This is a genomic window from Bradyrhizobium sp. HKCCYLS2038, assembly GCF_051167655.1.
Taxonomy (GTDB): domain Bacteria; phylum Pseudomonadota; class Alphaproteobacteria; order Rhizobiales; family Xanthobacteraceae; genus Bradyrhizobium.
This window is the reverse complement of record NZ_JBNPTM010000002.1, coordinates 67568-91344: the sequence shown is the minus strand read 5'-3', so window position 1 is coordinate 91344 and position 23777 is coordinate 67568. Positions and strand designations below refer to the sequence as shown.

General features: G+C 64.9%; 18 protein-coding genes. 14 read left to right on the top strand and 4 right to left on the bottom strand.

Going from position 1 to position 23777, the window contains the following annotated elements; translation table 11 throughout:
• Window positions 1-30: 30 nt before the first annotated feature.
• The 3 genes from ACQR1I_RS09655 (at window position 31) to ACQR1I_RS09645 (ending at window position 3398) form a co-directional block, all read left to right on the top strand.
• Window positions 31-1644, top strand: a complete 1614-nt coding sequence (locus tag ACQR1I_RS09655; protein ID WP_434864386.1) for an ABC transporter substrate-binding protein — start codon at window positions 31-33, stop codon at window positions 1642-1644.
• Window positions 1645-1710: 66 nt separating this feature from the next.
• Window positions 1711-2910, top strand: a complete 1200-nt coding sequence (locus tag ACQR1I_RS09650; protein ID WP_434864385.1) for an amidase — start codon at window positions 1711-1713, stop codon at window positions 2908-2910.
• Window positions 2907-3398 (top strand): GlcG/HbpS family heme-binding protein, encoded by a 492-nt coding sequence (locus ACQR1I_RS09645; protein ID WP_434864384.1) that lies wholly within the window; start codon window positions 2907-2909, stop codon window positions 3396-3398. Before ACQR1I_RS09650 ends, ACQR1I_RS09645 begins: the two co-directional genes overlap by 4 nt.
• 68 nt (window positions 3399-3466) lie before the next feature.
• Here ACQR1I_RS09645 and ACQR1I_RS09640 read toward each other — a convergent pair whose 3' ends face one another.
• A complete protein-coding gene (locus tag ACQR1I_RS09640; protein WP_434864383.1) occupies window positions 3467-5635 on the bottom strand; it encodes an exonuclease domain-containing protein in 2169 nt (722 codons plus the stop codon).
• A 259-nt stretch (window positions 5636-5894) separates the two neighbouring features.
• Here ACQR1I_RS09640 and ACQR1I_RS09635 point away from each other — a divergent pair, with 259 nt between their 5' ends.
• From ACQR1I_RS09635 to ACQR1I_RS09620, 4 genes are all read left to right on the top strand, one after another.
• On the top strand, window positions 5895-6137 hold the full coding sequence (locus tag ACQR1I_RS09635) for a type II toxin-antitoxin system Phd/YefM family antitoxin (RefSeq protein ID WP_434864382.1): 243 nt from the start codon (window positions 5895-5897) through the stop codon (window positions 6135-6137).
• Between the two features lie 4 nt (window positions 6138-6141).
• The gene (locus ACQR1I_RS09630; protein WP_434864381.1) at window positions 6142-6573 is read left to right on the top strand and encodes a type II toxin-antitoxin system VapC family toxin; all 432 of its coding nucleotides are present in this window, start codon (window positions 6142-6144) and stop codon (window positions 6571-6573) included.
• Window positions 6574-7868: 1295 nt separating this feature from the next.
• On the top strand, window positions 7869-8900 hold the full coding sequence (locus tag ACQR1I_RS09625; RefSeq protein ID WP_434864380.1) for a sulfotransferase family protein: 1032 nt from the start codon (window positions 7869-7871) through the stop codon (window positions 8898-8900).
• Window positions 8897-9661, top strand: a complete 765-nt coding sequence (locus ACQR1I_RS09620; RefSeq protein WP_434864379.1) for a sulfotransferase family protein — start codon at window positions 8897-8899, stop codon at window positions 9659-9661. The genes ACQR1I_RS09625 and ACQR1I_RS09620 overlap by 4 nt, the downstream gene beginning before the upstream one ends.
• Here the strand turns inward: ACQR1I_RS09620 and ACQR1I_RS09615 are convergent.
• The 3 genes from ACQR1I_RS09615 to ACQR1I_RS09605 are packed head-to-tail and all read right to left on the bottom strand — an operon-like array spanning window position 9585 to window position 14641.
• Window positions 9585-10991 carry a hypothetical protein gene (locus tag ACQR1I_RS09615; RefSeq protein ID WP_434888725.1) on the bottom strand — a complete coding sequence of 469 codons (1407 nt, stop codon included), beginning with the start codon at window positions 10989-10991 and terminating at the stop codon, window positions 9585-9587. The two genes, ACQR1I_RS09620 and ACQR1I_RS09615, sit on opposite strands and share 77 nt — an antisense overlap.
• Before the next feature lie 37 nt (window positions 10992-11028).
• Complete coding sequence (locus ACQR1I_RS09610) at window positions 11029-12075, bottom strand: hypothetical protein (protein WP_434864377.1); 1047 nt, start codon at window positions 12073-12075, stop codon at window positions 11029-11031.
• Window positions 12068-14641, bottom strand: a complete 2574-nt coding sequence (locus ACQR1I_RS09605) for a rhamnan synthesis F family protein (RefSeq protein WP_434864376.1) — start codon at window positions 14639-14641, stop codon at window positions 12068-12070. Before ACQR1I_RS09605 ends, ACQR1I_RS09610 begins: the two co-directional genes overlap by 8 nt.
• A gap of 499 nt (window positions 14642-15140) precedes the next feature.
• Between ACQR1I_RS09605 and ACQR1I_RS09600 the strand changes: the two genes are divergently transcribed.
• The 7 genes from ACQR1I_RS09600 to ACQR1I_RS09570 all read left to right on the top strand — a co-directional run bounded on the left by ACQR1I_RS09600 (window position 15141) and on the right by ACQR1I_RS09570 (window position 23729).
• The gene (locus tag ACQR1I_RS09600) at window positions 15141-16085 is read left to right on the top strand and encodes a radical SAM protein (RefSeq protein ID WP_434864375.1); all 945 of its coding nucleotides are present in this window, start codon (window positions 15141-15143) and stop codon (window positions 16083-16085) included.
• Window positions 16086-16093: 8 nt separating this feature from the next.
• A complete protein-coding gene (locus tag ACQR1I_RS09595; protein ID WP_434865110.1) occupies window positions 16094-17839 on the top strand; it encodes a fatty acyl-AMP ligase in 1746 nt (581 codons plus the stop codon).
• Between the two features lie 63 nt (window positions 17840-17902).
• A complete protein-coding gene (locus tag ACQR1I_RS09590; protein ID WP_434864374.1) occupies window positions 17903-19111 on the top strand; it encodes a cytochrome P450 in 1209 nt (402 codons plus the stop codon).
• Window positions 19112-19152: 41 nt separating this feature from the next.
• Window positions 19153-19401: an acyl carrier protein gene (locus tag ACQR1I_RS09585; RefSeq protein WP_434864373.1), complete on the top strand. Its 249-nt coding sequence runs from the start codon at window positions 19153-19155 to the stop codon at window positions 19399-19401.
• Complete coding sequence (locus tag ACQR1I_RS09580; protein ID WP_434864372.1) at window positions 19398-21164, top strand: TylF/MycF/NovP-related O-methyltransferase; 1767 nt, start codon at window positions 19398-19400, stop codon at window positions 21162-21164. The genes ACQR1I_RS09585 and ACQR1I_RS09580 overlap by 4 nt, the downstream gene beginning before the upstream one ends.
• Before the next feature lie 22 nt (window positions 21165-21186).
• Window positions 21187-22635, top strand: a complete 1449-nt coding sequence (locus ACQR1I_RS09575; RefSeq protein WP_434864371.1) for a CmcI family methyltransferase — start codon at window positions 21187-21189, stop codon at window positions 22633-22635.
• Window positions 22632-23729: a hypothetical protein gene (locus ACQR1I_RS09570; protein WP_434864370.1), complete on the top strand. Its 1098-nt coding sequence runs from the start codon at window positions 22632-22634 to the stop codon at window positions 23727-23729. Before ACQR1I_RS09575 ends, ACQR1I_RS09570 begins: the two co-directional genes overlap by 4 nt.
• Window positions 23730-23777 lie beyond the last annotated feature (48 nt).

Sequence of the window (23777 nt, the reverse complement as noted above, 5' to 3'; positions counted from 1 at the left end):
CACCTGAAACATCCAGAAAGGACGCACGATATGAAGCTTTATCGCAGTCTAGTTGCAGCGGCGTTGCTCACAGCGTCCGCTGTGCTGCCCGGAGCTGTTGCGCACGCGGCCGAGATCGCCAAGGATACCCTGGTGATCGTGTCGGAGATGGGCCCCAATGGCCTCGACACGATGGTGCCGACCGCCAACGATCACAGCCGCATGGTGGTCTGGCAGGCCTATGATCGGCTCGTCAGCCATGGCGAGAAGACGCTGGCGGACGGCACGGTGTCGTACGACGCCAAGATCATGACGCCGGAACTGGCCGAAAGCTGGGAAGCCAGCGAGGACGGCAAGACCTACATCTTCCATCTGCGCAAGGACGCGACGTTCCACGACGGCACGCCGGTCACCGCGAAGGACGTCAAATGGTCGTTCGACCGCGCCATCGCCGCCGGCGGCTTTCCGGCCGTGCAGATGGCGGCGGGCTCGCTGGTCAAGCCCGAACAGTTTTCGGTGGTCGACGATCACACCTTCAAGGCCACCTTCGATCAGTTCAACAAGCTGACCATGCCGGATCTCGTCGTGCCGGTGCCGGTCATCGTCAACTCCGAGCTCGCCAAGAAGCACGCCACCGCGCAGGACCCGTGGGCTTTCGACTGGGTGTCGCGCAATGATTGTGGTGGCGGCGCCTACAAGGTGGAGTCATGGACGCCGGGCCAGCAGACCGTGTTCACGCGGTTCGACGCCTGGAAGTCCGGACCTCTGCCCAAGCTCAAGCGCGTCGTCTACCGGCAGATCGCCTCTGCCGGTACGCGCCGCGCGCTGCTGGAGAAGGGCGACGTCGACATGTCGGTCGGCCTGCCGCCGAAGGACTATGCCGAGCTGGCGGAGCAGGGCAAGGTGACGATCATCGGCGTGCCGGTGCAGAACGACCTGGTCTTCGTCGACATGAACGTGAAGATCGCCCCGTTCGACAATCCGAAGGTGCGTGAAGCGATCTCCTACGCGATTCCCTACAAGGAGATCGTGAGCTCCGCGCTCTACAACCGCGCCAAGCCGATGTTCGGCGGCGATCCGGCCAAGCCGTATCCCGATGCGACCTGGCCGGTGCCGATCAAGCATGGCCAGGACCTGGCGAAGGCCAAGCAGCTGCTCACCGAGGCTGGCTTCCCGAACGGTTTCAAGACCACGCTGTCGATCGATCTCAGCGAGTCCACGGTGCGTGAACCGACCGCGATCCTGATCCAGGAAGCGCTCAAGAACATCGGTGTAGAGCTGACGATCGAGAAGGTGCCGGGCTCGAACTGGTTCGCCCAGATGGCCAGCAAGACGATGCCGATGGTCATCGCCGAATTCTACGGCTGGCTCGACTATCCCGATTACTTCTTCTTCTGGACCTTCCATGGCGGCAACAACTCGGTGTTCAACACCGCGAACTACGTCAATCCCGACCTCGACAAGGTCATCGACGAGGCCCGCTTCACCAGGGATCCCGAGGTCTACAAGACCAGCCTGAACAAGATGGTCGACATCGTCATGACGGATCTGCCGCGTATCCCGCTCTACACGCGCTTTGCTGACTACGCGATGCAGAAGAACGTCAAGGGCTTCGAATACTGGTTCCATACCCATCCGGACTTCCGCAAGCTCTACAAGGAGTGAGGCGGGGAGAGAGGACGGCAGGCGTGCGCCGCAGGGCGCGCGCCTGCTCTTCATCAAGGATATGCCGTGCAGGACACTCTCGGAGCCTTCATTCCTGGCGCCATTCTTCGGCGCCCGCCGCATCGCTCCGGCCCGCTGTCGGGCCTGAGCTTTGCGGTCAAGGACCTGTTCGATGTCGCGGGCGAGGTGACCGGTTGCGGCAATCCCGACTGGGCCGCCACGCATGCTGCCGCTGAAGCGGATGCCTGGGCCGTCGACACGTTGCTGGGTGCCGGAGCCGCGCTGACCGGCAAGACCATCACCGACGAGATCTCGCTCGGGCTGCTCGGCATCAACAGGTTTGACGGCACGCCGCTCAACCCGCTCGCGCGAGACCTTGTCCCCGGCGGCTCGTCGAGCGGCTCCGCATCAGCCGTGGCCGGCGGCTTGGTCGATGTCGCCCTCGGCACTGACTCTGGCGGCTCGGTACGCACGCCCGCGAGCTTTTGCGGGATCTACGGCCTGCGCCCGACGCACGGCCGCATCTCCGTCGAAGGGCTGATGACGCAGGCGCCGTCGTTCGACACGGTCGGTTATTTCGCCAGGGATGCGCTGACCTTCAGCAAAGTCGGCAGCGTGCTGCTGGGTGAGGAGATCCAGGGTGCCCTTCACCCGGAGATCGTGATTGCGTCCGATTGCTTTGCGCTGGCTGACGAGCCGGTCAGGGCTGCCTTGCAGCCGGTTGTCGCGCGGCTCCGCAGCGTCGCACCAACCACGGTGTCGGCGCTGGCAGATGGCGATCTTCTCGAGTGGGGGCGCCATCAGCGCGTCCTGCAGAGGAGCGAATTTCACGCGACATTTCGCGATTGGATCGATCGGGTCAATCCGCGCTTTTCCTCGGAGGTGGCCGGCGCCTTTGCTGATGACGGACGCATCAGTGTACAAGATCTCGCAGCCGCCAAGGTCTTCCGCGCGGCCGCATCGAAGCGGCTCGACGATGTGCTGGCCGGGCGACGGATGCTGTGTCTGCCGAGCTCGCCCATTCTGCCGATCGCTCGCGATGCGCGTCTGTCGGAGATGCGCGCGGCCGTGCATCGGATCGTCGACTTGACGTGCATCGCCGGGTTGACGGGGCTTCCGCAGGTGAACCTTCCCGTTGCGACATCCGGTCCGGTCCCTGTCGGACTGTCTCTGATCGGCTGGCGCGGCGGCGATGCGTCGCTGCTCGCGGTGGCGCAGACGCTTGCAAGAGAGTTCTCACTTGGCCTGTTCGAGGAGCTGTCATGACCGATGTCAAGGACACGCGCACGCTGACGCTTGCAGGCGGGCTCAAGGTGTTGAACGCAGCGATCACCGAGGCCGATCGCATCGGCCAGCCGATGTGCATCGCCGTGGTCGATACCGGCGGCAACCTGCTGGCGTTCGGGCGCATGGACGGGTCGAAGGGGCTGAGTGTGACATCGTCCATCAACAAGGCGCGCACATCGGCGCTGTCGGGTACGCCGACCGGCGGCGCGCATGCCGACGTGGAAATTCAAGTCACCTTGGCGCATGAAAGCCGCTGGACCAATCTGATCGGCGGCCTGCCGATCCGCGTCGACGGCTTTATCCTTGGTGCGGTCGCGGCGGGCTCGGGTTCTGGGGCGCAGGATCTCGCCGTCGCCCGGGCTGGCGCGGCCGCCATCCCCGGTGCCGACATGTACACCGACTTCGAGCCGATGGGCGCGGAAGATACGGGGATCATCAGGGGCACGACGCTCCCCGCGCAGGTCTGACCTCGACAGGCGGGTGATCCGTGCGTTCGTCAGCGAACACTGAGTGAAGCGTGACTTCTCGGTGCGCGTTAGGCCGCCTGCACCGCTTCCGCTTCTGCCTCCGCGTCTGCGACGCGCTTGGTGTTGATGAGATTCAACAGCCGGGCTGCCGCCCGAGCGTCGCAGAGCGCTCGATGATGGTCTTCCAACTCGATGCCGTAGATCGCGCACAGCTTTCCCAGCCCATATGATTTGTGCCCGGGATATCGGCGCCGCATTCCGACGCAGGTGCACAGCTTCGGGAAGCGGAAGCGTCGTTCGAGCCGTTCAAACTCGCTCGACAAGAACCCGTAGTCGAAGTTCACATTGTGGGCCACGAAGATGCCGTCACCCATGAACGCCATGAAGCTATCGGCGATGTCGTGAAACACGGGCGCATCCCGAACCATCTGGTTGGTGATCCCGGTCAGTTCGACGATCTTCGCGGGGATCGGCCGCTGCGGGTTGACCAGCGAGTGCCACTCCTCGATCAGTTGATGGTTGCGGACCTTCACCGCTCCGATTTCGGTGATGCGATCGCCCGATGACCAGGAGCCCGTGGTCTCGATGTCGACGACGACGTAGTCCTGCTCCGGGTCGAAGCGGAAATCCACGCGGCCGATCTCGGCCGGTATGCCGGCCTGCTCGAGCTGGCGCAGACGGGTCAATTGATTGCGGCGTATGGCGTCGCCCTCCGCCTTGACCTCGACGAAAGACACTTTGCCGTCGCGCACCTGCATCAGGTCGGGGAAGCCGTCCCGCATGCCGCGGAAGTCCTCGCACATCGCCCGAAGAATGGCAGCCAAACCGTTTGCATGGGCGCATGCGAGCAGGGCGCGCAGCGCGTCCATCTGCACGTGCTCCCAAGCGAAGAGTCCGTTGGACCGGCCCCATTTGGTGGCGACCGTGCGCAGGATGATCGGCAGTCCATGCCCGGCTTCGACCTGCGCGAGCTTCGCATCGATCGGCGCGGCGAAACGCCGATGGAAGGTCCGGTCGCGAAGGCAATGCGGAACCCAATCGAACAGGCTGTTGAGCTGGCCGGATTCGAAAAGCTCATCCCAGAACAGCAGCCCGAACAGCGTGAGCCATAGCGTGTTCTCGGCGAAATAGACCTCACCGCCCCGACGTCTCAGCACGCTTGCGACGCCTGCTTCCGGATGACCGCGGTGCGTATCGTCGACGACGATCAAGCGCCCGGATCGCAGCAACGCCGTGCTGAGGCCCGTCCGTTGCCGGCCGAACTTGCGGGCGTAGAAGTCCATTGCGAAGAGGTGCTCATCGTCGCTCTCGGGGTCGTCGATCATCTCCCGCAACAGAACCTCGGCGGCGTCTTTGTCGCCCCTGGTGTACAGCAGCCGGACGAGGCGCTCGCGACAGTCGGCCGACCGGCCGAAACGATAGAGGCGCTCAGCAAGATCCAGCTCGCCCTGCTTCTCGAAAAACTGTCCGACCTGACACGCGGAGCGAGAGGCGATATCGGCGGCGTAGTCGGTCGTCCGCGGCGGGCCGTCCAGGATCGCGGTGACCGCCCAATGGTAGATGTCGGGGGAACGAGCCTCGATGCGGTCCAGCACCTGGCTGTAGTGAAAACAGGCATGCGCCTCGTCGGAATCGACGAAGCGGGAGCTGAACGACGACTCTTGGTTCGTGCGCAGCACGCCGAGATCTCGCAGGGCGAAATTCTTGAGATTGTCGGCGGTCTTTCCGAAATAGAGATACAGCAGAAAGTCGATGGATCGCGTGTTGTCGAGAGCGATGAAGCCTGCGGCGCCGCAATGCTTCGCGGCGAGATCGAAGGGAATTGTTGCCATGAAAAAGTCGGCCAGCGCCGGCTTTGACCAGGACGTGCGGATATCGCGGCCGAATCCCGCCGCGCGGGCGCCGTCGAGAAGCGTGGTCTTCGGTTGGCAGAGCAGGAAAGCCGAATAATCCTCGGCCCGAAGACCACGGGCGTATCCACGTGCGATCAGGTCTCGAGCGGCGGTGTCGAGATCGGTGATCTCCGGGTATTTGAACAGCGCGCGGTTGAAGATCGGTCCACGTCGGTTGACCATTCGGATCAAGAGACACTGCGCGTCTTTGGAGAGGCCGCGAAAGCGCGCGGTGAACGCGCGGTCGTCGTCGGTGAGGATCTCGCCATACGTCCTCTCGACGAACTCGAGCATTTCGACGAAATGGTCGAGGTAATAGTAGACCGGCAACGTGGTGGGCTTCATGGGATACGCGCCGATCTCCTGCGGCCTCGGTCAACGACCGTCCCCTGGCGTTCAGCCGGGCGGAGTCGCTCGTTCCTTTTTTGTTCTGAATGCGAGATTTGTCAAGCTGGAGCGTCTTCCTTGGCGACGCCAATAGCTCTGACGGCGGAGTCCATTGAGCAGGTTGGTCGCGACGCAGCATAGGCGGCTTTGAGACTTGCCGCGGCGGGTCATTCGCGCTATATGACCACTGTAGTCACAATGGTGAACGAGCAAAAACATGCGCGAGATTCAGCTTCGTGATGCCAAGGCAAACCTCTCCGCAGTTGTCGATCAGGCGGTCGAGGGCAAGCCGTCGGTGATCACGCGTCACGGCAAGCGCGAAGTCGTCGTCTTGAGCTATGAGGAGTGGGAACGGTTGTCTCACGTGCCGAGCTTTGGACGTCTGTTGATGGCGTCGCCGCTGGCAGCGGATGATGTGCCAGAGCGCAACCCGTCTCCGGCACGAACCGCCGATTTCTGACATCGTGTATCTCGTCGATACCAACGTCATTTCGGCGGCGGCGCCGGGACGTTCGGTCCCGGCCGCGCTGGTCGATTGGATGGATGCGCAATCGGCGTCGCTGTTCATCTCGGTCGTGACGGTCGCGGAGATCGAGGACGGGATCGCGAAGCTGCGGCGGGAAGGTGCCACCCGCAAGAGTGCCGACATCGCCGCGTGGCTGGAAACGGTGGTGCATCTCTACGCCCACCGCATTCTCCCGTTCGACATCGAGGCCGCCCGGATCGCCGGCGTCTTGACGGATCGGGCTAGGGGACTCGGCCATGCGCCGGGCTTTGCCGACATCGTCATCGCCGCGACGGCGCGCCGACATCAATTGACCATCCTGTCCCGCAACCTCCGGCATTTCGAGCCGCTGGGTATTGCCGTGCGCGATCCGTTTGCGGCGCTGCCGTAAACACGACGAGATTACGGTGGTTCGAGATGCGCCTTGTGGCGCTCCTCACCATAAGGCGTCAGATCCGCAACCGAGGCGTAGGTGGACTATCAGCAGCGAGCTAATGGAGACGGGAGACGGCGTTTCTTCCGATCGGGATCTTGAAATGTCAGAGCACGCTTTCACTCCTCACCCTGAGGAGCGCGCCCTTGGCGCGCGTCTCGAAGGGCGAGGCCCGAGCTGAGGCCTCATGGTTCGAGACGCGCCGCCATGAAAGGTCCTCGTCATGGCACGACCGGTGGTGCGGCGCTCCTCACCATGAGGGGATAGCCCTAGACCCGGAGTTGCAAATAGACCATGAGCAGCGTGCTCATGGAGAGGGTTTGAGGCTGCGCCTCTGCGCTCCTTCGCTGTCGCCGATCGACTGGATCGTCTGCTCGACGGGCAATCCGCGCATGCCCCACATGCGCCAACTGCCCGTCGTGCCAGTTTGTCGCGCACTTCTCCCTTGCACCGTCGGGCAAATCACATCCACAGTCTCGCGCATCCCGGCTCGCTGAAGAGGGACGTTTCGCGATCGTCATGAAGCGTCGAGCTGGAGATGCGATGGGCGCGTTGCTCTGCAGCCTGGTCTCACGACCTGTGCCGACGAACGGAGCGAGGCGACGGCGAAATGGTGTGGTCCTGGCATCCCGAAGCTGATGCCAAGCCGGTGGTGATGATGATCCGCTGGTGACGGGGGCAAGACAGCCGGTCCCCGGGGAGAGCGCCTATAAGCCGCAAAACCGTCGCGCGGGGAAGGCCGGATATTGGGCTGAACCTGTGGTTCTGCCGCGTGCTTCTTGTTGCACGCGGACCGCGGGTGTCAGCCGATACCCGGTCTTCCCTGCGCCTCTTCTTCGAAGGAGAGGTTGACTGATCGCAAAGCTCGGGCGCAGGACGCCGCGAGACAGCCCAGTCATGCCTGCTGTTTGAAACGTGCAGAAAGGCGCGAGACGTGGTTCCGTGCTGGCGTTTGCTGGACGCCCTTGTAAACGGCTCGTTTGCCGGTGAACTGTTTGTCTCGTTGACCTGCCACCGCAGTGTCAGCAGCTTTGAGGGTCCGAGTGGTCGTCTCCGCGATGGACGTCGGCTCGCGGAATGCCGGCACGGCCTGCGAGGTACGCAACCTGCCAACCAGCCGCGGCGGAGCGGTGGCGCCCCAGGTGGAGCGCCCGGTCCGCAGCGTCGGTTCCGGCCAGGACGGATTTCCCCAGCAGACAATCCAATGGGTTTGCCGGGGACGGTGCAGGTGTGATTGAAGTGAGTGCCCGACCATGCTCGGCTCCGGCCGGAGTCGAAAGGGCGAGCAGGGAGCCACGGACTGTTCGATGATGCAATCTTCGTCGCAGGCTCATGCCTGCATCGTTCTCGGCATGCATCGCAGCGGAACCTCCGCGTTGGCTCATCTGCTGTCTTGTCTCGGCGCGACGCTGCCGCTGCGTCTCAGCCCTCCGGGCCCCGACAATCCCGAGGGCTATTTCGAACCGGCCATGCTGGTCGTTCTGCATGAACGGCTGCTGTCCGCCGCGGGCTCCGTCTGGTTCGACGTGAAGCCATTTTCGCTCGCCGCCGTCCCGCGCGACGTCGCGGCCGGGCTGATCGGTGAGATGGTCGAAGCCATGGCGGAGGATTTCCCCGAGGCGGTCCTGCCGGTGATCAAGGATCCGCGCATGTGCCGCTTCTTCCCGCTGTTCCGCCAAGTGCTTGGGCTGGCGGGACGGGAGAGCTGCGTCGTGCTGGCCCTGCGCCACCCGGCGGAAGTCGCGGCCTCGCTCGCGACGCGGAACCGAATGTCGGCGAGCTATGCCGGCCTGCTCTGGGCGCGGCACGTGATTGCGGCCGAACAGGACAGCCGTGATGTGCCCCGCATCACCGTGCGCTATGAGGACGTGCTCGCGGACTGGCGGGGAACCGCCAAGCGGATTCGCACGCTGCCGGGCGCTTGGCACGCCGAGGATCCGGAGGACGCGCCCGTGAAGCCGTCGTTGCGTCACCATCAGGCGCTGCAGTCGACCGATGTTTTCGGTGCTGGCTTCGGTGGTCTGCTCGACCGTCTGCATGCGGCTCTCTCCGGCCTCGCCGACACGGATGACGATGCCGGGCGGGCGAACGTGGATGCGGCGGCAGCGGAGGTCCTGTCCTGTGCGGCGAGGATGTCTCTCTCCACCGAGATCGAGTTTCTCAGCCGCCGGCTCACGACGGCTCATCCTGCCTGGGCATCCGATGATCCCCAGCGGGACGAGCAGGCGATGGCGGAGCTGTTCGAGCAGTTGAACCGATCGCTGTATCAAGGCAGCAGGCGGTGAGTGATCGGGTCGGGCTGTTCGTTGCCGGCGTGCAGAAGGCCGGCACCACCAGCCTTGACGCCTATCTGCGGCTCCATCCCGGCCTCGCCGGCCCGTCCGTCAAGGAAACCCACGTCTTCGATGACGAGACTCAGGACTGGAGCGAGCCGCCGGACGAGCGCCTCGATTCCTACTATCCGCTCGCAGCCCGGAAACAGGGCCTGCTCCGGTTCGAGGCCACTCCGATCACGAGCTTCTGGCCGTCCGGTCTGGAGCGGGTGAGGAGTTACAATGGGCAGGCGCGGATCATCATCATTCTGCGCGACCCCATCGAGCGGGCCTGGTCGCATTGGTCGATGGAGCGGCATCGTGGCGCCGAAGATTTGGACTTCGCGCAGGCCATCCGCGATGGGCGTCGCCGGATGACATCGGATGAGTGCGGACCGGCGCTGCGCGCCTTTTCCTATGTCGAGCGAGGCTTCTATGCGGCGCAGATTCGCCGCGCGCGCAGGCTGTTCCCGGATCGGCAATTGTTGTTCCTGGAGTATGCGCGGTTGTTTGCCGATGTGCCCGCGGCGCTGTCGCGGATCGCCGGCTTCGCAGATCTCCCCGCGTTTCCGGAGGTCCCTCGCATTCGGGCCAATTCGAACCCGCGACCCGGCGAGACAATGTCGCCGGAGGATATCGCCTATCTGCAGGAGGTCTTCAGGACGGATGCGCAGGAGGCGGTGGCGCTGGCGGGGATCGAGGCCGCTCACTGGCTGACCTTCCGGACCCACTGAACGATCCGGCTCGGTCTTTCGCTACCGCGGCCAGCTGAGCAAGCGCGCCGCAGCAGGCGACCGGCAGCAGAAACAAATAGCGGACGTCGCAGGCGATGCCGATGAGAGCGAAGCTGGCGCAAAAGGCGACCGCTGTGCCGAGCAGCAAGACCATCGTCACGTCGCCGCTCTGGCGCCGCCACAGCAGGACGGCACCCAGCGCCACGGCCAGAAGCGCCCACGCGCCGTTGACGAACAACGGCGTGCCGAACCACGGCGTGGCATAGGCATAGAGCGCGCTGTCCTGCGGACGCGCACCGCGGCTGAGCCCGAGCGCCGAGATCTGTTCGGCGGGCCCGTCCACGCCGACCCAGACCGGCAGACATTCCCTGACGTCGGGGGGAAACACCATCCAGCGGAAGACGGCCGCGCGATGGGCGAGCCAGGCGCCGGGATTTTGCCGCACCATGCGCCACCACTGGCCGCCATCCAAACCCGTGCGAGTGAAATAGGCGATGACCTCCGGCGTCTTCATCACCCGATCGAGCCGGCTCGCCTCATAATCGCGGCGGAACGTGGCCGTGACATGGGCCGCGTCGTCGGTCCCGGCCGCAGCGCCGTCGAAGGGGGGCGCGCCGTGGGCGATCATGCCGACGATGTCGTAGCGCTGCAGGACGATCAGGCCATTGGCGAAGCCGCTTCCGACCGGCTGCGTCGCCACCCTCGCGATCGCGGCCTGCGTCCCGAGGAACGCCAGTCCGACCACCAGAAGCCATGCGCTGCTCGCTAGGATCCTCCGTCTCAGCCCAGCGAAATTTGTCATCGGCCAGGCAAGCGCCGCCGCCGCGAACACCGGCACCAGCAGTCCATTCTGACGCGTGGCCATGGCCAGGGCCGCGAGCACCGCCGCTGCGGCGAGGCAGAACAGGCGGGCGGGGCGCCGCTCCTCGCGTTCCGCCTGCACGAGGCAGGCGAAGGTCGAGAGCGACAGATTGGCAAACAGCACGTCCTTCCAGACGATGCCCTGATAGATGAGGAGGAAGGGTGTGGCGATCAGGAGCACGAGCGCCGCGCTCGCCAGCCAGTGCAGAGGCCGGCGCCCGGCGTCGACCCCGGCCAGTGCGATCAGCGGCAAGTAGAACAGAGCTGAGACGACGACGAGATAGAGCGCCGTGCCGGGGAGGACATGATCAAATACGCCGAGCAAGGCCGACATGAGCGGAGGGTGGAAGCCGGCGAATACGCCAGTCCGCCCTTCCGTGAGCTGCACGATGGAATCGTAGGAGAGGTGACCCGGCGCATTCACGGCCAGCGAGACAAGCCAGATCAGGAGAATGAGGCCGCGCATCATGCGTGAGCCGTCCGCCCCACGGCGATGCGCGGCAGGCTCATGCGGGATATCCGGCAAGACGCGCGAAGTCGCGCGAGGCGACGGCAAACGGGTCTGCCACCTCCGCCCGCAAGGCGGCGTTGGCGCGCCAGGATCGACGATGGGCGCGGGGAATGGGCCGTCCGTCCGCATGGCTTCCATAAGCCCACCAGCCGGCCGGCAAGCCTCGCGGCGCATGGGCTGCGAGGGCGGCGCTGTACCAGGCCATCACCTCGTCCAGCGCGCTGCCGGAGCCGGCATGGCGCTCCAGCATCGGGCGGCCCGCGCTAGTGAACTTGGTGAAGTGGAAGAAGCAGAGCGGGGCGCCCGCCGCGCGGATGACGCCGTCCTGCCCGATGGTCAGGGGGCGGTTCGCGAGATTCCAGCTTGCGACATTACAGCCGGGATCGCGCAGGATGTGGGTGGAGGGGAAGAAGGCCGGCACATGGTCGCACCACCGCTGGTCGGTGAACAGCCCGCCGGGAATGTCGTCCACGCAGAACAGACGCAGCCGGTCCGCCCACCAGCGGGCGAAGCGGCGTCCTTCGGGGCGACACGATACGGCGATGAAGCCGAGATTGTAGATGCCGTGCTTCAGGGCGCCGATTTCATTGTCCAGCACGCCCGCCAACGTGGGCTCGGGATCCAGCAGGTGCGGGGTCAGCACGATGTCCGCCACCTCCAGCCGCTCGGCGATGGCGGTGAGCGGCGCGAACACCGCAATGTCCGGGTCGAGATAGATGACGCGGTCAGCGCCTTGCGCCTGAATGTGCAGCAGCATGGCGCCCTTCACGGCGGTGCAGGCTTCCACGACGTCGTGGCCGAACAGCCAGCTGCGCACATCCGGAATGGGCAGGTCTTCCGCCGGCACCACATGGTCGAAGGCCGCCGTCAGCGCCTCCATGGAGAAGCCCGGTGGGGGCACGTCGACGAGGCACAGCCAGAGCACCCAGTCCGGATGGGCGCGGCGCAGGCTGGTGGCGAGCACGAGGGCGCGGTCGGCATAGGCGAGGGATGCGGATGTGAAGCAATGCACGGTGTTGTTAGGCAGTCTGCGGTCAGGCATGGCGCGCCAGCGTCCGCTTGCGGGCATCCGCCCGCCGCGCCAGCAGCCATTCGGCGCTGGCACCACCGAACACCATCATGTGCCGCGTGGCCGGGGAGCGGGCGCACAGCTCTTGAATGGCGCCCGAGATGAACAGCGCCTGCAGCGCTTCGGCGTCATCGAGAACCAGCCCGCGTCCCGGCGCGTACTCCGCGATGGCCGCAGGAATATGGCCTGCTTTCGGGTGGGTGATGAGCAGGGCGCCGGCCGCCAGCGCCTCATGGGCGGTGAAGGAAAACGTTTCGAAGCATTCCGACCAGTTGATGACGACGTCGACCTGTTCGGCGGCGATCACGTCGGCCATGGCTGTCCGTTTGGTAGCGGCGACGTCCACGTTCACGCAGCGAATATAGGGCGGCAAGGGATGGCCGAGGTCGAGCCCCAGCTGGAGGAACGCGTAGCGGTCGTCGCAGGCGAGCGACTCCGCCAGCGCAGCAAAAGTCGCCCAGCCCTTGTGCGTGTGCCGCGTCCCGACATGGGCGATGCGCAGCCGCTGGTCCTGCACTCGCTGGCGGGCCGGCAAGGGGAGGGGGACCAGGCGAAGCGGCGGCACGACCTCGCAAGATGAGATCTCGTCCGTCAAGCCGATGCGTTCCTGCCAGAAGGAAAGCGCCGTCCGGGAAGGCGCGAGGAAGGTCGGTGCACTGGCCTCGAAGAAGGTGCGCAACCGTCCCATGTGCGCTTCCCGGCCTGCGCCATACGCGCAGATGCCGCAGGCGGCGGACTGCGCCGGCGGCGCTCCGCAGAAGACGATGTCGTTGCGCATCAGGAACGGATTTGAACAGAGGGTCCCGAAATCGTGCAGCCAGACGATGGCCTGCGGCGATCCGGCCGCCTGGTGCAGGGCGAGGATCTGTTCCGGTGCGTGGCCCGAAAAATGATGGATGATCGTGGCCAGGACCGCGTTCTCCTGGTCGAGGCCGGAGAGCACGGCCCTCAGGTCATCGACCGACGCGGTGCCAAGGAGCACACCATCCAGCCGCACGGACAGCACGGTGGGCTGGGCCGGGACCAGGCCGCTGGTCGGCTTCGTGGGCGAGAGATGCAGGTAACTCACCCCTTCGCCGGCAAAGGCCTGCTGTTCCTCGCTAATGACATTCTGAACGCCGCCCGTATGGATCGCGTAGTCATCATGGCTGACGCTGAGCACCAGCGGGGTGCGGGAGACCGCGCGCGTCAGAGTCTCCGCGCTCAGCGTCGGTGCCACCGTTGCGGCGGCGGCAGGCTGGCTGCGTTCCCACGCCGACCTCAATGGCAGCTGCCACGGCCTTTCGGTGGCTGGCGCCGCCGTTGGCTGCGGAGCCGCGACCGCGTCCTTCGCGGGAGTGGCATTGGGGTTGAGAGAGGGCTGCGGCAGCCGAGCCCGCCGCCGACGGCGCATGGGCCGCTCGAGCGACGCGAGATGATCCTCCAGCAGCGCCAGGGAAACCGGCGCATCGCGCGGGACGAGATCGCGCCACTGAAGCGCATCGAGGATACGCGCGGGATTGCGTTGCACCAGTTCCGTTTTCAGGAAAGGGAACCCGCACCGGCGCACCAGAAGCCCCGCGAAGTGGTGGACTGGGTTCAAGGGCAGGTCGAGCAACTGGCGGCGCATGCCGAACAGGCCGGGACCACCAGGCCTCAGCCTGAAGCGGGGAAGCTGCGCGAAAAGCGCGGCCACGTCCGTGTCGGAGCGCAGCATTTCCGCTTCCAGCGTCTCGTAGTTCCAGATCGCCGCAACTCTATAGCCTAGGTCGCGCATGTGGCCGCTCAGGGCGACCTCGAACCGCTTCACGACGCGCCGTTTGGAAACGCTGAGCCTGCCGTCCCTCAGGAAGTCCGCGAGATCCGCGATGGCATCGCCGCCGCGCGCGAGCAGGAAGTAGGATTGCAGGTGCGGGGCATACTGGACACTGTCGGTCATACCGAACAGGCCCTCTCCGCCGCGCCGCATCTCGGCCAGCGGGCCATCCAGCGGATGGATCGGGCCGAGCACGGAATCGTTCACCAGCAGCAGTTCGTCGATGTCGTCGACAAGGTCGGGGAGGAGGGTGATCGCATCAACCCAGCTTCCGAAATCCAGCCCGAAATTGCGCCGATGCAGGACGACGTCCACGCTGTCGCGGATCGAGGCGAAATCCGCGTCCGTAAAATGAGGAGCGGCTGACACGAACACGATGCGAAAGCCGAGGCGCGCATAGTCCCGCAGTTGTCGGGCCACCATCGCGCTGACGCCCGAATAGGGAGCGAAATGGGCATAGATCGCGACCGAGCGACCCTGGCCTCCACCCGTACCATCGAACCGGTGCAGCAGCCGACGCTCGGCGCCGCCCCAGTTCTCCCGCACGTCCAGCACAGCATCCCGACCGGCGAGGCCGAGCTGCCAAACGCCGACACCTGCTCCGACGAGCAGTTCGAACATCCTCGTCAACAGCCGCGCCGGCCGGCGGCGGCGATAGGGCATGTCGCTCAGGTCTGTAAGGCCTTGGCGCAATCCCGGTGCGGTCATGTTCTGAGCCGCGACGAACGTGTCGTTCTCGTTCATAATGCTCGCGGACGTGAGAATGCTGGAGCAGGCCGATGCTTAGGACCGAGCTTCAGCAGGAACGTGAAAGCAAGAGCCTGTCTCCTAGGCAAATTGGTGGGCATTGTAAAACACGAATTGTGCGCGGGGGAATTGACCGGCGGACCGGGCTTCTTCGTCGACGGCAAACGGACAGTGCGGGCCGCCTTTCCGATGGTGTGCGCCGAGATCGCTATGAGGCGTCCTGCGGCGCAGGCACTTGTCCACAGGAACGGGCAAGCAGCAATTCTTTAGTCCGCGCAAAAGAATATGCGCAGGTCTGTCTCATCATGCATCTGCTCATCGGGATGCTTATGCCCTTTGCCGCGCTTGACGCCTTGTGAAAGCTTACAGTACGAAAGTTTACTTCATCGGGAGTTGCCGTTGGTTGAAGCGCGAAGAGGTCGCAGAAAGCCACGCGCGCTGATCAATCAGCTTCTGTGAGTTCCAGCGCATCCCATCGTCAGTAATTGCAACATCCATGGCTGCTTCGCTGAGTTCTCAATTGGATCATTCGGAGCAAGCTTCGCTGCAGCGGCAACTGACCACGGTTCATTTCGACGTCGTTGGCGGCTGTCAGTTGCGGTGCGTTGGATGTCCGAATTCAGGGCTCAATCCGAGGCCGGAATTCATTTCGCCGGATCTGTTCCGTCGTTGCCTCGCCAACATCGACGTGCAGAAGATCACCTTGCTGCGGCTCTTCAATTATGGCGAGCCGCTGCTGCATCCGCAGCTCGAGGAGATCGGGCGCAGCCTGCGCGACTGCCCGACTGATATCAACTGGATCGAGATCTCCACCAATGCCCAGTGCAACGCCGAGGACAGGCTCGAGGCGCTGGTGGCAATGGGCGTCGTCAATCTGCTGACCATCAGCTGCGACGGCGATGGCACGCCGGCGCAATACGAGGCGCTGCGGCCACCGGCCAAGTGGTCCAAGCTGATGTCCTTCCTGTCCGTTGCCCGTGATCTGGCGGCCCGCTACCCGAGGCTTCATCTGCGGGCGCGGTGTGTCATCGAGGCTCCCGAGGACAAGCGGCGCTGGCGCGACGTGCTGAAGCCTTATGGCGTCCATCCGGAGTTCAGGGGATGGCTTCAACTGCCCGACAGCATCCGAGACAAGGCGCGGGACAAAGTGCCGATGGGCGAGGGGGGCTGCGCTATCGCGGCCGATCCGCATAACCTGTACGTGGATCATCGCGGCAACATCGTCCCGTGCTGCTTCCACCCGGGCGCGGCCTTCCTCGGCAATCTCGGCGAGAGCCGCTACAGCACCTTGTTTGCCTCGGAGGCGCGTGCGGCGTTCCTCGACGCTTTGGTCTCGCGGCGCGCCGACATGCCCGTGTGCAGCCGATGTGACGTGGGGGCGGACCTCAATGTCAGCCCGTCAACGGACGCGGTGAAGCGCTTCCGGCAGGGAGGGCAGTAGGGGTGCAGATGCGCGGGCGCGACGACGGCCCAGACGGAGGGGCCGGGACATTCCAAGCCAGTCTCGCCCATGTCCTGCATCACCACGCCAACGCCATATCCGGCAAGATCGCCCTGCGCTTCCTGGAGCGGGGCGAGGGCGACGGGGTGAGCCTGACCTATGGGCAGCTGGATCTTCAGGCCCGCGTCCTGGCGGAGCGGTTGGTCCGGGAAGGGGCGCAAGGCCAGCCTGTGCTGCTGGTCTATTCTGCGGGCCTTGCGTTCGTCGTCGGCTTTTGCGCGTGCCTTTACGCTGGCGCGATCGCGGTCCCTACACCGTTCATCACTCCGTCGCGTTCGGCGCCCCGCATTGCGGCCATCGCGGCCGATGCCCGCCCGCATGTCGTTCTGACCTGCGCGCCGCTTGCGGCAGATGCAACGATCCGCGGTGCCTTTCCCGCCGATCTCTCCGGCGTCCCCTGGATCGTGACCGATCAGGGCATGCCGGACGGGGCGGTGAGCTCGGAGCTGCCTGTCATCACGCCGAACGATCCGGCCTTTCTCCAGTACACGTCCGGCTCAACCGCGGATCCCCGGGGCGTGATCGTGACCCACGGCAATCTGATGGCCAATATGGAGATGATCCGCACGGCCTTCGGTCATGATGCAGATACGCGCATGGTGAGCTGGCTGCCTTTGTTTCACGACATGGGCTTGGTGGGCGGGCTGCTTCAGCCGCTGTATGTGGGTGGCCTTGCCGTGCTGATGTCGCCGATGGATTTCATCCAGCGCCCGTTGCGCTGGCTGCAGGCGATTGCGCGCCATCGCGGCACGACCAGCGGCGGTCCCAATTTCGCTTATGCGCTGTGTGCGGATCGCATCCGCCCCGATCAGCTCAGCGGCGTCGACCTGAGCTCCTGGCGCGTCGCCTTCTGTGGTGCCGAGCCCGTGCGGGCCGATGATCTGCGCCGCTTTGCCGAGCGCGCGGCCCCCGCCGGTTTCGATCCGAAAGCGCTGTTTCCTTGCTACGGCATGGCGGAGACGACGCTGTTCGTGTCCGGCGGGCCGGCCGGCAGTGGCCTTCGCTGTGTTCGGGAGCCAGCGATACCGCTGCACGGTGAGGGCGCGGAACGTGTGATCTGCGGGGAGGGGGCTGCCGGGCAGAGTTTGGCCATCGTCGATCCGCAAAGCCTGCATCGCGTGCCGGAAGGGCAGGTGGGCGAGGTCTGGGTGGCCGGCCCCCACGTCGCGGCAGGCTACTGGCAGCAGCCAGCTTCCTCGGACGCGACCTTCCGGGCGCGGCTTTCCGATGATGCGCAGGCCGGACCATTCCTGCGCACGGGCGACATGGGTCTGATGCGCGGGCGCAATCTCGTCATCGTGGGCCGCCTGAAGGACGTGGTGATCGTCCACGGCGCCAAGCATCATCCGGAAGATATCGAAGCGACGGCTTGCCGGGCGCATCCTGCCTTGGCTGCAACGGCAGCCGCCTTCGCGATTGATCGCGACGGGAAGGATGAGTTGATCTTGCTTCAGGAAGTTAAGCGCGGCCATATCGCCGACCCGGAGCTGGAGCACGCCGCCAAGGCAATCTCCGCTGATATTTGCGAGAATTTCGGCATGCGACCATCGGATGTCGTGCTGCTGCGACCGGGAACCCTGCCGCGAACCACCAGCAACAAGATCCGCCGCCGTGCCTGCCGCGACGCCTACGTGGCCGGGGAACTCGCGTCCTTCCGACTGGACGCAGCGACACTCGGCCCAGTAAAGCAGTAGCAACACGCAATGAGGCGCCGGTGCGGGCCAATCTTTCATTTTCGGCAAGCGTGAACGGGGCCAATGCTTGATCTTGGGGCATTCAACAGCCTGGCGGCTGATCTGCGTGAAGACCCCTATCCGGTCTATGCGGCCCTGCGGGAGCGTGCGCCGGTTTTCTGGACTGATACGGAACAGGCCTGGGTTCTCCTGCGCCACCGCGAGGTGAGCGAAGCGTTTGCCAATTCGAGCCACCTGACCCTCGATCTCGGTCAGTTCGTTGGAGACGTGGCTCGCGCGCTGGGGGAGGACCCGGTGGAGCTGCTGCGCCTTCTCGAGATGGTTCTGTTCTTTCGCAATCCGCCCTCGCATGGACCGCTGCGCTCGCTCGTGGCGCGACTGCTGGCGTTCCGCTCCCAGGCGAGTTGCGCTGCTGCGGTGGAAGCCATCGCCGAGCGCCTGGTCGGCCCGTTGGTGCGCGATGGCGGGATGGATTTGATGACCGACTACGCCGACCCGTTGCCGCCCCTGTTCATGGGTTGGCTGTTCGGCCTTGCCGACGACGACGCGCTGTGGCTCGCCCGCACCCTCGCCGGTGTGCCCGTCATCCTCAACCGGGGCTGTTCGATCCGGGACTACCGAGCGGCCAATCGCAGCCTTGGGACAGCCCACGCTTTCCTGCGGGAGCGCATCGCGGAGCGCCGTCGCGCGCCGGCGGATGATGGCCTGTCCCTGCTGGTCAGCCTGAATGATGCCGCCGAGCCGGCGCCGGATGACGAGCGGCTGGCGGCTCTTGCCAGCTTCGTGTTCATGGCCGGGTTCGAGACCACGTCGGCGTTGATCGGCAACAGCCTGTGGCTGCTGCTGAGCCATCCAGACTTGTATGAGCGGGTAGCGGCCAACCCCGATCTGATTTCCGGCGCGGTGAACGAAGGGCTGCGGCTGGAACCTCCGATTCAGCAGGTTCGCCGCCGCGCCAACGAGGATCAGATCATTGCCGGATGCCCCATCAAGGCGAACCAGCAGATCATCCTGATGATCGCTGCCGCCAACCGGGATCCCGAGGCTTATCCGGACCCGGATCGCTTCCTGCCGGATCGTGCCGGACCGCCGGTGCAGTCCTTCGGGGGCGGGATGCACAACTGCCTCGGCGGATGGATCGCCCGTCTCGAGGCCGGCAGCGCGATGGCCGCGGTTCTCAAGGGACCGCGTCCTCGCCTCAACTTGCCGAAGCCCGTCTGGCGACCTCATCACAATCAAAGACGCATGAGAAACCTTCCCGTCCAGATCTGATCGTCCGCAATCTTCGAAATCAATTCTACAGGTAGGCACTCATGTTGAAGGCAGACGCGGTCAGAGCGTGGATCATCGGCTTTCTCGTTTCGCTGCTCGATGTCGGCGAGTCCGAGATCAAAGGCGATACGCGGTTTCATGTGATGGGATTGAACTCGGTCGATGCGGTCGTGATGGCTGGCGCGATGGAGGAGCATTTCGACATCGAGATCGAGGCCACGCTCTTCCTGCGCAACTCCACGATCGACAGCCTGCTTGCCGACATGCAGGCCAACGGCATCGTCGAATGAGCGCGGGACGTCCCGAGCTCAGCCTGATCGTCATCAGCTACGAGATGGCGCGGGAGCTGCCGCGCACGCTCTATAGCCTTTCGCCGCGCTATCAGCAGGACATCGCGGCGGACGACTACGAAGTGATCGTCATCGACAATGGTTCAACCCATCCGCCGCGGGTCGAGGATTTCGCCGATCTCGGGATGAACCTGCAGATCCACTGCTTTCCCGACCCCAAGCCTTCACCAGTGCGGGCCATCAACCACGGCATCAGCCTCGCAGCCGCTCCCTTGGTTGGTGTCAACATCGACGGCGCCCGCATGGCCAGCCCCGGCCTGCTCGACGCGTGCCGGCGGGCGGCACGGACCGACGCTGACGCGGTGGTGACGACTCTGTCGTTTCAGCTTGGGCCCGGCCCGCAGTGGGTCACCATACAGCAGGGCTACGATGCCGTCTGGGAAGACCGGCTGCTGGATACCATCGATTGGCGGAGCAACGGCTATCGCCTGTTCGAGATCAGCCCCTTTGCCGAGAACATCACCCGAGGCTGGTTCGGGCCGCTGAACGAAAGCAATCTGATCGTCATGCAGCAAGGTCTCTGGCAGGCGCTCGGAGGCTTTGATCCGGCTTTCGAAAGCCCGGGCGGCGGCGCCGCCAATTCCGATCTCCTCCGGCGCGCGCTCGAACATCCCGGCACGCGGCAAGTGACCGTGCTGGGCGAGGGCGTATTCCACCAGATCCACGGCGGGACCCACACCAATGCCGCGTCGCTCGACGTCTACAAGAACGCCGCTCGCGAGTACTACCGGTTGCGCGGACGGATACGCGTGGTGGATGCGGAGCGCAGCTATTTCGGCCCGGTGTCACGCGCAGCGGCGGAAGCCTATCGCCGCCAGTTGGCCGCTGGCCATGCCGCGCCTTCCGAATCCGCCACGGTGATGCGGGCAGGCCCCGATGCACGGAGCCGATATCTGAGCCTGCTGAAAGCCGTTCTGCTGAATGAGACGGGGCTCGAAACCGAAGTCGCGCTCGATTCACTCCGCGGCATGACGCAGGTGCCCTCGACGTTCTGGTCGGACACCCTTTACGACGTGCCCGGCAAGCTGGGGCTGGCGCTGGAGGAAAAGCGCCGCGTCCGCGCGATGGGCTTCGACACGCTAAGTGGAGATCCCGGCCGATCCCTCGGCTATACGATGATCGGCCGCAAGCGCCTCGACCATCTGGAATGGTGCGTCACCACTGCGCTGGACGAGGGCGTGACCGGCGACCTCATGGAATGCGGTGTCTGGCGCGGTGGCGCCTGCCTGCTGATGAAGGCCGTTCTGGATCTCAGCGGAGATCAGGACCGCCATGTCTGGCTCGCCGATTCCTTCACCGGCCTGCCGCCGCCCTCGCAGCCGGAAGATCAAGGCTTGGATCTTTCCCGCGAGCATTATCCGTCGCTGGCGGTCTCGCGCGAGCGGGTGGAGCGGGCCTTTGCCGATTTCGGGCTGCTCGATGCACGCGTGCGTTTCCTGCCCGGATTCTTCGCCGACACGTTGGCGGGATGTGCGGTCGAACAACTGGCGGTGCTGCGGCTGGATGGCGACCTCTACAGTTCGACGAGGCAGGCGCTGGAAGCACTTTACGACCGCGTTTCCCCCGGCGGCTTCATCGTCATCGACGATTACGGCGGCCTTGGTCAATGCGCGCAGGCCGTCGACGCGTTCAGGGCGGCACGCGGTATCACGAGCCCCATCACCATGATCGATTGGACCGGCGCCTTCTGGCGCAAGTCTTGAACCTTCGCCGGAGGCAGTGTCCGTGTTCCAATTCTGGCCAAGCGTCGTCAAACCCATTCTTCAGGCCATCGACGCCCGTCGCGTCATTGAAATCGGTGCGGGGGACGGCCGAAACTCCCGCTATCTCGCCGGCTGGGCGAAGACGGCTGAGGCGCGAGTGGAGATCGTCGACCCGGAGCCGTGCTTCGACATGGAAGGCCTGCGCGATCGCTTTCCTGATGCCATCGGCCTCCACCGCCGCCCCAGCCTGGAGGTCTTGGCCGATCTGCTCCCGGCGGACGCGGTGCTGATCGACGGGGACCACAACTGGTACACCGTGCATCACGAACTCCAGGCGATCTATGGCGTGGAAGGCGCGTTGGACGCGCGGGCGCCGGTCGTCCTGTGTCACGACGTGGAGTGGCCCTATGGGCGACGCGATCTGTATTATTGCCCTGACCGCATTCCTGCGGACTTCCGCCAGGACTACCGCATCGGCGGTGTGCTGCCGCAGGACCGCGGCCTGTCGCCGGGCGGGTACAGTGCGGGATCGTACCACGCAGAAAACGAGGGTGGTCCGCGTAACGGCGTGAGGACCGCCATCGAGGACTTCCTCGCGTGCCGGCAAGGGCAATTCGAGGTGGTCTGGCTGCCGATGCTGTTCGGTCTGGCGGTAATCGTGCCGAAGGCGCGGCTCGCAGCATCCGATCAGCTTGCGGCGGTCCTCGCACCGCTCGACCTCAGCCGACCCTTGCGCAGCCTTTGCAAGATCAGTGAGCTGGAGCGGCTCAACGCCAACCGTCCGCAACTGGCCGCCGCGGGCGCCGGGACAAGGCAGGGCACAACGGCCCGTAGCTTTTCGAGCGCTCTGCCTGACGATGTGCTGATCGCCTTGCTGAAGGGCAGCCTTGGTTATCGATACAAGGGCCGCGCGATGTTGCTCAATCCGCTGGACATGGCAAACTATCTCGCCTTGCTCGGTCAATTGAAGCCAACGGCGGTGATCGAGGTCGGCAGTCTGGAGGGCGGCCGCACCCTGTGGCTGGCCGATACCATGGCGGCTCTCGGCCTACCGGTGCGGGTCATCAGCATCGATCTGCTGCCTCGCGACCATGGTGGTCATCCTGGCATCGATGCGCGCGTCGGCGACGCCCGTCATCTGGCAAAGGTGCTGCCCCCGGAGGAAGTGCGAAGCCTCGGTCATCCGCTGCTGGTCATCGAGGATTCCGCCCATGACGAGGACACCTGCACCGCCGTGCTCGACTATTTCGATCCGCTGCTGGCGGCCGGTGATTATGTGGTCGTCGAGGATGGTGCGTTTCGCAGCGACGGGGATAGCCAACTCGGCTCGACGTCGCTGTCGCCGCCGTCTCGCGCAATCGACGCCTTTCTGAGCCGGCGGGCGGCAGACTACGAAATCGACGCGGCGTATTGCGACCGTTTCGGTTACAACGCCACCTTCAATTTCAATGGCTGGTTACGGCGGCGATGAACGAACAAGTCCAATCAGGCCAACAGGAGGTCCCGAGCGCTGCGCGCCGGCGGCCGGCCTTGCTTGACAACGCGTTGCTCGATCAGCTTCGCAAGACCGTCGTTGCCGTCACCGAGCCATGGTGGCGGGGTGAGCGGGTCAGCGAAAATCGGTTGATCTACGGCGCCAACATTGCCGGTACCCGTCCGCCATTGTTCTGGTGCTTCCAGGGGTATGAGGAGTTCGCCAACTTCGCGGGTGCCTTGGGGCCGGACCAGCCGCTTTACGGCATGCGGTCAGGGCATATGGTCGTGGCCACCAGCGCCGAGATCCATATGCATCTGGCGGTCAGCTATGCCGCGGAAATCCATTCGCTCGGCCTGCCGGGTCCGCTGTTTCTGGGTGGCAACTGCCAAGGTGCCTTGCTCGCCCAGAAGATCGCGCAGATCCTGACGACCGCGGGCGAGGCCGTGTCATTGCTGGTCAAGCTCAACCCCTTTCTCTTCATGCCATACCCCGGACGCACGGCGATCATCGTCGGCCAGCATGACTGCACCAATCCCTTTCTTCGCCTCCATGATGCGGATGCCCTGCTGCGCGCCAACATGCCGCAGAGCACGGTCGATACACTTCCCTATGAGCACGGCAGGATCTTCACCGGCCGGATTCTCAGCCTGTTGAGCAATGTCGTGCGTCGGCGCATGGATGAGGCGCTCGACACTTATCCGGGTGGCTTTCCCATCTGGTCCGTGCGCGCCGAGCTGGCGGCGCCCCCTACGATGACGGCGGCCGCAGGCAGTCTGTTTGATGTCCCGGTGACCTTGCGCAACACGTCGGACATCTCCTGGGGGCCGACCAGCCAAAGCGGTTTCTCTCTCGGCAATCACTGGCGGCATGCCGACGGCAGCATCGTGCAATGGCTCGACGGCCGCCAGCCGCTCGCTCATCCGCTGCGGCCTGGCGATGCGGTCGAGATGACGCTCCTCGTTCGCGCGCCTGCAAGAGCCGGCGACTACAGGCTGGAGATTGACGTCGAGCATGCTGGGGTGATGTGGTTGAGTGAAATCGGCGTTCAGCCGGCCACCTGCCGGGTCACCGTTTCTCCATCCGGATAGATCGCGCCGCGCTGTGACGTGGCTAGAAGCACAAAGTGTCGAATGACC

Bases quoted from the DNA above. Each gene is read 5' to 3' on its own strand.
- ACQR1I_RS09655 (WP_434864386.1), top strand. From the start codon at position 31: ATGAAGCTTTATCGCAGTCTAGTTGCAGCGGCGTTGCTCACAGCGTCC.
- ACQR1I_RS09645 (WP_434864384.1), top strand. From the start codon at position 2,907: ATGACCGATGTCAAGGACACGCGCACGCTGACGCTTGCAGGCGGGCTC.
- ACQR1I_RS09640 (WP_434864383.1), bottom strand. From the start codon at position 5,635: ATGAAGCCCACCACGTTGCCGGTCTACTATTACCTCGACCATTTCGTC.
- ACQR1I_RS09635 (WP_434864382.1), top strand. From the start codon at position 5,895: ATGCGCGAGATTCAGCTTCGTGATGCCAAGGCAAACCTCTCCGCAGTT.
- ACQR1I_RS09625 (WP_434864380.1), top strand. From the start codon at position 7,869: ATGCTCGGCTCCGGCCGGAGTCGAAAGGGCGAGCAGGGAGCCACGGAC.
- ACQR1I_RS09615 (WP_434888725.1), bottom strand. From the start codon at position 10,991: ATGATGCGCGGCCTCATTCTCCTGATCTGGCTTGTCTCGCTGGCCGTG.
- ACQR1I_RS09610 (WP_434864377.1), bottom strand. From the start codon at position 12,075: ATGCCTGACCGCAGACTGCCTAACAACACCGTGCATTGCTTCACATCC.
- ACQR1I_RS09605 (WP_434864376.1), bottom strand. From the start codon at position 14,641: ATGAACGAGAACGACACGTTCGTCGCGGCTCAGAACATGACCGCACCG.
- ACQR1I_RS09600 (WP_434864375.1), top strand. From the start codon at position 15,141: ATGGCTGCTTCGCTGAGTTCTCAATTGGATCATTCGGAGCAAGCTTCG.
- ACQR1I_RS09595 (WP_434865110.1), top strand. From the start codon at position 16,094: ATGCGCGGGCGCGACGACGGCCCAGACGGAGGGGCCGGGACATTCCAA.
- ACQR1I_RS09590 (WP_434864374.1), top strand. From the start codon at position 17,903: ATGCTTGATCTTGGGGCATTCAACAGCCTGGCGGCTGATCTGCGTGAA.
- ACQR1I_RS09585 (WP_434864373.1), top strand. From the start codon at position 19,153: ATGTTGAAGGCAGACGCGGTCAGAGCGTGGATCATCGGCTTTCTCGTT.
- ACQR1I_RS09580 (WP_434864372.1), top strand. From the start codon at position 19,398: ATGAGCGCGGGACGTCCCGAGCTCAGCCTGATCGTCATCAGCTACGAG.
- ACQR1I_RS09570 (WP_434864370.1), top strand. From the start codon at position 22,632: ATGAACGAACAAGTCCAATCAGGCCAACAGGAGGTCCCGAGCGCTGCG.